General features: G+C 64.1%; 10 protein-coding genes. 8 read left to right on the top strand and 2 right to left on the bottom strand.

The window, feature by feature from the left end:
- A partial coding sequence (locus tag FJ953_RS30240) for a tyrosine recombinase XerC (protein ID WP_140524679.1) occupies positions 1-877 on the bottom strand: 877 nt, incomplete at its 3' end.
- 282 nt (positions 878-1,159) lie between these two features.
- On the opposite strand from FJ953_RS30240, the gene rimM reads away from it, so the two are divergent.
- Both rimM and trmD read left to right on the top strand, forming a co-directional pair.
- On the top strand, positions 1,160-1,759 hold the full coding sequence (rimM, locus tag FJ953_RS30235; protein ID WP_140492758.1) for a ribosome maturation factor RimM: 600 nt from the start codon (positions 1,160-1,162) through the stop codon (positions 1,757-1,759).
- Complete coding sequence (trmD, locus tag FJ953_RS30230) at positions 1,756-2,457, top strand: tRNA (guanosine(37)-N1)-methyltransferase TrmD (protein ID WP_140625665.1); 702 nt, start codon at positions 1,756-1,758, stop codon at positions 2,455-2,457. Before rimM ends, trmD begins: the two co-directional genes overlap by 4 nt.
- Here the strand turns inward: trmD and FJ953_RS30225 are convergent.
- Entirely contained in the window at positions 2,439-3,191 is a 753-nt protein-coding gene (locus tag FJ953_RS30225; protein ID WP_140625664.1) for a sulfite exporter TauE/SafE family protein, read from the bottom strand. The genes trmD and FJ953_RS30225 overlap by 19 nt on opposite strands.
- Positions 3,192-3,496: 305 nt before the next feature.
- Between FJ953_RS30225 and rplS the strand changes: the two genes are divergently transcribed.
- The 6 genes from rplS (at position 3,497) to FJ953_RS30190 (ending at position 7,866) form a co-directional block, all read left to right on the top strand.
- Positions 3,497-4,036: a 50S ribosomal protein L19 gene (rplS, locus tag FJ953_RS30220; protein WP_140625663.1), complete on the top strand. Its 540-nt coding sequence runs from the start codon at positions 3,497-3,499 to the stop codon at positions 4,034-4,036.
- A gap of 154 nt (positions 4,037-4,190) precedes the next feature.
- Complete coding sequence (locus tag FJ953_RS30215) at positions 4,191-4,610, top strand: organic hydroperoxide resistance protein (protein WP_140492746.1); 420 nt, start codon at positions 4,191-4,193, stop codon at positions 4,608-4,610.
- A complete protein-coding gene (locus FJ953_RS30210) occupies positions 4,607-5,116 on the top strand; it encodes a MarR family transcriptional regulator (RefSeq protein ID WP_140625662.1) in 510 nt (169 codons plus the stop codon). The genes FJ953_RS30215 and FJ953_RS30210 overlap by 4 nt, the downstream gene beginning before the upstream one ends.
- Positions 5,117-5,294: 178 nt before the next feature.
- Entirely contained in the window at positions 5,295-6,092 is a 798-nt protein-coding gene (locus FJ953_RS30205; RefSeq protein ID WP_140492740.1) for a transporter substrate-binding domain-containing protein, read from the top strand.
- A 266-nt stretch (positions 6,093-6,358) separates the two neighbouring features.
- Positions 6,359-7,174 carry an amino acid ABC transporter permease gene (locus FJ953_RS30195; protein ID WP_140625661.1) on the top strand — a complete coding sequence of 272 codons (816 nt, stop codon included), beginning with the start codon at positions 6,359-6,361 and terminating at the stop codon, positions 7,172-7,174.
- Between the two features lie 56 nt (positions 7,175-7,230).
- On the top strand, positions 7,231-7,866 hold the full coding sequence (locus tag FJ953_RS30190; RefSeq protein WP_140625660.1) for a class I SAM-dependent methyltransferase: 636 nt from the start codon (positions 7,231-7,233) through the stop codon (positions 7,864-7,866).
- Positions 7,867-8,307: the final 441 nt, after the last annotated feature.

The following is an 8,307-nucleotide window of genomic DNA, read 5'->3' as shown; positions in this document are numbered from 1 at the left end:
AGATCTGCGTGGTCGACAGGCTGGCATGGCCGAGCAGTTCCTGGATGGTGCGCAGGTCGCCGCCGCGGCCGAGCAGATGCGTGGCGAAGGAATGGCGCAAGGCGTGCGGCGTTGCGGTGTCCGGCAGGTTGAGCGCCGAGCGCAGCTTGGCCATCTCGCGCTGGACGATGGCCGGGTTGAGCGGGCCGCCGCGCGCGCCGCGAAACAACCGGCCCTTGGGGTCGAGATGGTAGGGGCACAGCCGGCGGTATTCGGCAACCGCCCTGAGCGCCACCGGCAGCACCGGCACCAGCCGCGTCTTGCCGCCCTTGCCGGTGACGCGCAGCACCGTGTCGGCCTCCGACGCCAGTTCGGCGCCGGCAAGGCCGAGCGCCTCGGAAATGCGCAGGCCCGAGCCGTAGAGCAGCGTCAGCACGGCGGCGTTGCGGGCGGCGATCCAGGGTTCCTCCGCCAATTGACCCTCGACGGAAACGACATGTTTTGCGTCACTGGCCGTCAGCGGTTTCGGCAGTGACTTTGGTTGGCGAGGCGCGCGCAGGGCCGCCGCGCCCGCTGCGTTGGCGAGACCACGCCGTTCCAGAAAGCGCAAGAGTGAGCGAATGCCGGCCAGCCCCCGGCCGAGCGTGCGGGCGCCTGCGCCTTCATTGCGGCGGGCGGCGAGAAAGCCGCGCAGGTCGGCCGGGCGCAGATCGGCGATGTCGGCTATGCCGGGCGGGCCGCCATTATGACCCGTCAGGAAATGCAGGAACTGCCTGGTGTCGCGCTCGTAGGCTTCCACCGTCTCGGGCGACAGCCGACGTTCTCGCGCGAGCATCTTGAGCCAGCTTTCGCGCGCCGCCTGGAGGTCGGGCTTTGCCGGGATAAGGAATTCCTGCATGGCGTCGTTCCGGTTCGCCGTCATTTTCCGGCAGCCGGGTTAGGAAGCGGTGAAGAGGCGTCATTGAAATGACAATCCGGTGGGGCTAGGAGTCGACCGGCGGCAAGTCAAAACCGTGGTGATTGGCCAAACGGGGTATCCGCAAATAGAGAGTTGCAGGAACGAAACCCGTGAGCCTTTCTGAACTGCCGTGGGTTTGATCACCGTAACGAATGGGTCCTCGGGTCTGCGCAGTCGCTTCGCGCCTGCTCCGCCCGTGGATGACGAAGGTAAAAGCGCGCCATGAGCAAGCCCCAGAACCCTGTCCAGATGGCCGTGATCGGCGCCGCTCACGGCATCAAGGGCGAATTGCGCGTCAAAACCTTTACCGGCGATCCGCTGGCGCTCGCCGATTACGGGCCGCTTTACGCAAGGGACGGCCGCGCCTTCCAGATCATCGACATAAGGCCCGCCAACACCGTGGTCGTGGTGCGCTTCAAGGGTGTCAGTGACCGCAACGCGGCCGAGGCGCTGGCCGGCACGGAGCTGTTCGTCGATCGCTCCATGCTGCCCGATGACGGCGAGGAGGACGAATTCTATCATGCCGACCTGATCGGTCTGGAGGTTCGGGACGATACGGGAGCCGTCCTTGGTAAGGTCGTCGCCGTGCACAATTTCGGCGGCGGCGACATCCTCGATGTGACGCTGGCCGGACGCAAGGGCGTGTTGATCCCGTTCACGCAGGCCGCGGTGCCCGAAGTGTCCATCGCCGAGGGTTTTGTGCGCGTCAACCAGGCGGCGGCCGGACTGGTCGAGGACGAGGACGGCGAAGCGCCGCGCGAGGAAGGCTTCGACCCGAAGGGCAGGCCGCGCGGCCCGAGGGACGCCGGGGGCAACCGGTGAGCTTCTCCGCCTCCGTGCTTACGCTCTACCCGGAAATGTTTCCGGGTCTGCTTGGCCTGTCGCTGGCCGGGCGGGCGCTGGAGGTGGGTACATGGTCGCTGCAAGCAATCCAGATCCGCGACTTCGCAACCGACCGCCACCGCACTGTCGACGACACGCCGGCCGGCGGCGGCGCCGGCATGGTGATGCGCGCCGATGTCTTGGCCAGGGCGATCGACCATGCCTCGCCCGAAGGCGATTTGCGGCCACGGCTGCTGATGAGCCCGCGTGGAAAGCCGCTGACGCAGGCGCGCGTGCGCGAACTGGCCGCCGGGCCGGGCGCCGTCATCCTGTGCGGCCGCTTCGAAGGCATCGACCAGCGGGTGATCGACGCGCGAGGATTGGAGGAAGTCTCGGTCGGAGACTTCATTCTGTCCGGTGGCGAGCCGGCGGCGCTTGTGCTGCTCGACGCGGTCGTGCGGCTGCTGCCCGGCGTCATGGGCAATGCCGTGTCGGGTGAAGAAGAGAGCTTTGAAAACGGCCTGCTCGAACACCCGCATTACACGCGGCCGCAGGATTTCGAGGGCCGGCCCATTCCCGAGGTGCTGACCTCGGGCAACCACGGCAAGATCGCAGCGTGGCGGCGGGCAGAGTCGGAGAAGCTGACTCGAGAACGGCGGCCGGACTTGCTCGGCTCTCCTCAGCCCTTGGCGAAATAGTAGAAAGCCAAGAACAGCCCGACCGCGACGACGAAGCCACGCACCACGTTCTGCGGCACGCGCTTGGCGATCCACACGCCGGCATAGCCGCCCAACGCGCCGCCGGGGATCATGACGATCGCTTGCGGCCAGGCGACGACGCCACCCGAGACGAAGACGACGATGGCGACCGCTGCGATGACCATGGCCAGCATGTTTTTCAGCGCGTTCAGGCGGTGGTAGTCGCCGGCCTGGGTCAGGCCGAGCGTCGCCAGCATCATCACGCCCATGCCGGCCCCGAAGAAGCCGCCATAGATGGCCGTGACGAACTGCGCCAGCGAGCCGGCCAATGAGCCCACGGAAGCCTCATGCCCCGGCTTGGGTGCGGGCTTCAGCCACGGCCCGGCGGCGAACAGCGCCGTCGCGGCCAGCAGCAGCCATGGCACCAGGACGCGAAATGACGGATTGTCCAGCGCCAGCAGGATAAGCGCGCCGGCCAGTGCGCCGAGCGCCGATATCAGGCAGAGCAGCAGGGCGCCACGCCAGAAATGGCGGATGTCGTCCCGGTAGGCCAGCGTCGAGGTGATGTAGCCGGGAAATTGCGTCACCGAGGAGGTCGCGTTGGCGACGATCGGCGGCAGGCCGACCAAGGTCATGGCACCGAAGGTGATGAAGGTGCCGCCGCCCGCGACCGCATTGGCGGCGCCGGAAAGAAAACCCGCCATGAATAGCAGGACCGCGTCGAAAAAGGACATGAGGATGCCGCCGGAGAACTATGGTTGCCCCGCCTTAGGCAGCTTGAAGGGCCCTTGCAACCCGGTAGTGGACAGATACGATGGTGCACGCGAGCAAAAAAGACGCGGCCAAGACGTGACAAAGCGTCGAAATAGCTGTATGTGCCCGCCGAACCGGGAGAAATCTGCCGGACCCGTCAACAATGGCGGTGTAGTCGCCCCTGCCCGATGTTTTCGAACAAAGGGCATAGCCGAGCGGTCATTGGAACTGCAAGGCGAGCGCCGGGCGCTCTGACTGTCGGAAGAACAAGAAGTGGATTATTGAGATGGATCTCATCCGTCAGATCGAGGCCGAACAGGCCGCCAAGATCGAAGCAAAGCGCAAGCTTCCCGAATTCCAGCCCGGCGACACCGTGCGCGTCCAGGTCCGCGTGACCGAAGGCACCCGCACCCGCGTCCAGGCATATGAAGGCGTCGTCATCGCCCGTGCCGGTTCGGGCTTCCAGGAAAATTTCACCGTCCGCAAGATCTCCTACGGCGAAGGCGTCGAGCGCGTGTTCCCCGTGTTTTCGCCAATGGTCGAAGGCGTCGAGATCGTGCGTCGCGGCAAGGTGCGTCGTGCCAAGCTCTATTATCTGCGCGACCGTCGCGGCAAGTCGGCCCGTATTTCGGAGAACACCGGCGTGCGCGCCCGCAAGCTCAACGATGAGGAGCGCGATGCGCTGAACGCCGAGAAGGCGCGCATCGAGGCCGAGAAGGTTGCCGCCGCGCAGGCGCTGGCCGCCGAGACGGCCGCCAAGGAAGCCGCCGAGAAGAAGGCCGACGACGAGGCCGCCAAGGCTGCGGAAGCCGCCGCCGCCGAATAAAGGCTTTGGACAGACATTCTGAAAAAGGCGGCTTCGGCCGCCTTTTTTCGTTTCGGAGCCCGCCTTTTGCCAAATGCGGGCTTCCAAAGCGGGATTGACTTCTATAATACGATACACTAATTAATCGTGTACAAACTAATTTTGGAGACTTGATATGACCGCCCTCTATTCGACCCAGGCTCGTGCCGTCGGCGGCCGCGCCGGCCACGTCCAGACCGATGACGGCCTGCTCAGCCTCGACCTCGCAATGCCGAAGGAGCTTGGCGGCAAGGGTGGTGCCACCAATCCCGAACAGCTTTTCGCCGCCGGCTATGCCGCTTGCTTCGAAAGCGCCATGCGGTTTCTCGCCGGCAAGCAGAAACTCCCGCTGCGCGATGCCTCGGTGACGGCCACTGTCAGCCTCCATCCCAACGGCCAGGGCGGTTTCCTGCTCGGCGTTTCCCTGGCGGCCGAGACGAAAGGTCTTGATCAGGCGGCCGCCGAAGCGCTTGTATCGGCAGCGCACCAGATCTGCCCCTACTCCAACGCAACCAGGGGCAATATCGAGGTGGCGATTTCGGCAAAGGCGACATGACGGCGAAAACCAAAGACACGGCCAACCAGGTCCCGGCGGGTGATGCCGGGACAAGCGCGGTCCCAAGGCTCAGCGACCAGCTCTGCTTCGCGCTCTATTCGGCGAGCGGATTGATGACGAGGCTCTACCGGCCGTTGCTCGATCCGCTTGGCCTGACCTATCCGCAATATCTGGCCATGCTGGCGCTGTGGGAGCGCGCGCCGAGCACGGTGGGCGAACTCGGCGAGGCGCTGGGCCTCGATTCGGCGACGCTGACGCCGCTGCTCAAGCGGCTCGAGGCCGGCGGCCTGGTTACGCGCCGGCGCGATCCTGCCGACGAGCGTCGCGTGCTGGTCGAGCCGACAGCCAAGGGCCAAGCCTTGCGCGAGCGCGCCAGGGACATCCCCGCCGCCATGCTCTGCAGCATGCCGCTCGACCCAGCCGAGTTGAAGTCGCTGCATGGCACGCTGACCCGCTTCGTCGCCGGGCTGCGCGAGGCCGATGCCGGAGCGCCGCAGCGCGGCTGATCGGCCACGGCAAGGATCGTTCCCCAAAATCCCGGCCGAAAGTATCTATTTGCGTTTTTCGCCGGCCGTGGCGCAGCGGAGCGTCTTGCATGGCGCTTGCGGAGAGCTAAAGTCGGCGCCGGATTTCCTTTGCAAGCCCGGCCCGTGTCCGGGCGCTTTCACTTCCGGGGAGTGTGTCATGACAAAATCGAAACTGCTGCTGGCCGGCCTGCTTGCCGTCATGCTTGCGCCCGTTGCCGCCTTCGCCCAGGCGCTGCCCGATCTCGGCGGCAAGAAAGTGGTGGTGGTGACGGAAAACGCCTATCCGCCGCTACAGTTCATCGATGCCAAGACCGGAAAACAGATCGGCTGGGAATATGACGCGATGAACGAGATCGCCAAGCGGCTGAATTTCACCGTCGAGTACCAGAACACGTCCTGGGACGCGATGATCCAGGCGGTTTCCGACAACCAGTACAACATCGGCATGACCGGCATCACCATCAAGGACGACCGCAAGCAGAAGGTGGATTTCTCCGACCCCTATATGCGCTCGGAACAGTTCATGTTGGTGCGCGGCGACGAGAGCCGCTTCACCGACGCCAAGACCTTCGGCGCCTTCAAGGACGGGCTGATCGGCGCGCAGGCCGGCACGACGCCCTTCTACACCGCTGTCTACAGCGTGCTGGACGGCAATGAGCAGAACCCGCGCATAAAGCTGTTCGAGACGTTCGGTGCCACCGTGCAGGCGCTGAAGACTGGCGACGTCGATGTGGTGCTCACGGACGGCACTGCGGGCAAGGGCTATGTCGACGCTTCCGAGGGCAAGCTGAAGCTGATCGGCGGCCCGCTCGGCACCGAGGATTTCGGCTTCATCTTTCCCAAGGGCTCCGACCTGGTGAAGCCTGTCAACGCCGCGATCGCCGCGCTCAAGGCCGACGGCACGTTCGATGCGCTGAACAAGAAATGGTTTCTTGATTACAAGATGGGGCAGTGAACCTCGTTGTTACGCGCATTGCATGATGGTTATGCGCGGGAACTTGCGCTGACTTTGCGCCTAGGCACCCCCCTCTGGCCTGCCGGCCATCTCCCCCGCAAGGGGGGAGATTGGCTGCTTCGCGAACAAGGCTTTCTCTTTTACGTCGGTGATTGGCGAAAGCCGAGGCGACATCTGATCTCCCCCCTTGCGGGGGAGATGGCCGGCAGGCCAGAGGGGGGTGTGACAGAACGCAGCCTTGGTATCTTTGTCACCGGCAATATCTGATGCCGTCCTCGACTTCATCCTCCGCCAAACCTGAATTCCCCTGGTGGCTGGCCGCCGCCCTTGTCCTTGCCTTGGCCGCCGCGCTCGCCATCGCCGCCAGCGATCTTTATGCTCAGGTCTTCGCCACTGTTGCCAAGGGCATCGGCGTCACCGTCTTCGTCACCATTGTCGCCTTCGCGCTGGCCTCGATGATCGGCCTCGGCATCGCGCTGATGGGATTGTCGGGTTCGCAGTGGCTGCGGCAGATCGCGCGTTTCTATGTCGAGATCATCCGTGGCGTACCGATCCTGGTGCTTTTGTTCTGGATCGCGTTTGCCGGCGCACCGGCTTTCGTCGCAGCCTGGAACGCGCTGACCGCGCCGCTGCAGAGCACCGGCTATCTCGGCGAGTTGCAGGTGCGCGACGTCTCGCTCTTGTGGCGCGCCGTCATGGCGCTGACCATCGGCTATTCCGCGTTCATCTCCGAAGTGTTCCGGGCCGGCATCCAGGCGGTCGAGAAGGGCCAGATCGAAGCGGCCAAGGCGCTCGGGCTGACGAGGGCGCAACGTTTCCGGCTCATCGTCTTTCCGCAGGCGATCCGCACCATCCTGCCGCCGCTCGGCAATGACTTCGTCGCCCTGGTCAAGGATTCCTCGCTGGTCTCGGTGCTCGGCGTCGCCGACATCACGCAGATGGGCAAGGTCTATGCCGCCGGCTCCTTCCGCTTCTTCGAGACCTATTCGATAACAGCCTACATCTATCTCATCCTGACCGTCGGCTTGTCTTTGGCGCTCCGGGCGCTGGAACGGCGGCTGCGCCGCCAGCATCAGGAATAGTCTTTCGGCAAGGACGGCGTTACGCTCCGGTTGCGCACTGGAGAAGGAGCATGCCCATGAACATCGACAAGGCCAATGCTGCGCTGGACTCGGTCTATACGGCCGATACGCCCGAAACCCTGACGCAGGCCTATGCCGCATGGGCCGCGACCTATGACAGCGAGACCGCCTCGCTCGGTTATCTCCTGCCGTTCCTCATCACCGCCTGGATGGCGCGCCATGTGCCTGCGGGCGAAGGGCCGCTGCTCGACGCGGGCTGCGGCACCGGCCTGTCGGGGCCATCGCTGAAGGCGCTGGGCTACGGCGATATCGCCGGGCTCGACCTGTCGGACGACATGCTGAAGATCGCCGGCAGCCGCGACGCCTATAGCGAGCTGAAGCAGGCAATGCTGGGCGGCCCGCTGCCCTGGCCCGACGGCCATTTCCGCGCCTTCTTCTCGACCGGCGTGTTCACCATCAGCCATGCGCCGGCTTCCGGCCTGCACGAACTGGTGCGCATCACGAAGAAAGGCGGCCACGCCATCTTCACCGTACGCGACCAGGTGTTCGAGAGCGGTGGTTTCCAGGCCGTCTTCGACGAGCTGGAACGGACAGGAAAATGGCGGCTGGTCGAGCAAAGCCCGTGGTTCCGCTGTTATGCGATTGCCGAGCCGGATGCGCTGGTGAAGACGTTTGTCTTCGAGGTGCTTTGAAACCAGATAGGTGGGGTGCAGTGATACGGGTGGCCATAGCTATTGGCATTTGACTCTTTTCACAGTGCCAAATTTAGACCTTATCGATTCTCAAAGAATCGCCTATGTTCATGATACGTTCGAACATAGGATGGGCGGATATGCGGGTCCAAACTGACTGGGAATACGCTGAAGTAGAAGGTGTCTGGGGAGCATCAGACGGAATTTGCGTTACTTGCTTGCGCTGCCAGCATCAGGTCGAATGTGGCGGCACAGGACCCGCCTCCTTCGGGAGAAGTGCATCGCTACTTCGAACGGAATGTCCGCGTGGTGAAAGCAATTTCTATAAGGTAGACGAGTGACGTCGCGCTTGCGGCCCACTGCAATGTCGGTAGCTAATCAAGTTGTCCGGTTTGGTAGCACATGATCTGTCCGCTTCTGTTTTGGCGTCGAAGCGGTTCA

It is taken from the genome of Mesorhizobium sp. B2-3-6 (assembly GCF_006442305.1).
In the GTDB taxonomy this organism is placed as follows: domain Bacteria; phylum Pseudomonadota; class Alphaproteobacteria; order Rhizobiales; family Rhizobiaceae; genus Mesorhizobium.
The sequence above is the reverse complement of the archived record's forward strand: the minus strand, read 5'-3'. Positions and strand labels throughout refer to the sequence as shown.

What these genes read in the sequence shown, in the direction of transcription:
- rimM (WP_140492758.1), top strand. Translation starts at nt 1,160, where the DNA reads ATGAGCAAGCCCCAGAACCCTGTCCAGATGGCCGTGATCGGCGCCGCT.
- rplS (WP_140625663.1), top strand. Translation starts at nt 3,497, where the DNA reads ATGGATCTCATCCGTCAGATCGAGGCCGAACAGGCCGCCAAGATCGAA.
- FJ953_RS30210 (WP_140625662.1), top strand. Translation starts at nt 4,607, where the DNA reads ATGACGGCGAAAACCAAAGACACGGCCAACCAGGTCCCGGCGGGTGAT.
- FJ953_RS30205 (WP_140492740.1), top strand. Translation starts at nt 5,295, where the DNA reads ATGACAAAATCGAAACTGCTGCTGGCCGGCCTGCTTGCCGTCATGCTT.
- FJ953_RS30215 (WP_140492746.1), top strand. Translation starts at nt 4,191, where the DNA reads ATGACCGCCCTCTATTCGACCCAGGCTCGTGCCGTCGGCGGCCGCGCC.
- FJ953_RS30195 (WP_140625661.1), top strand. Translation starts at nt 6,359, where the DNA reads ATGCCGTCCTCGACTTCATCCTCCGCCAAACCTGAATTCCCCTGGTGG.
- FJ953_RS30225 (WP_140625664.1), bottom strand. Translation starts at nt 3,191, where the DNA reads ATGTCCTTTTTCGACGCGGTCCTGCTATTCATGGCGGGTTTTCTTTCC.
- FJ953_RS30190 (WP_140625660.1), top strand. Translation starts at nt 7,231, where the DNA reads ATGAACATCGACAAGGCCAATGCTGCGCTGGACTCGGTCTATACGGCC.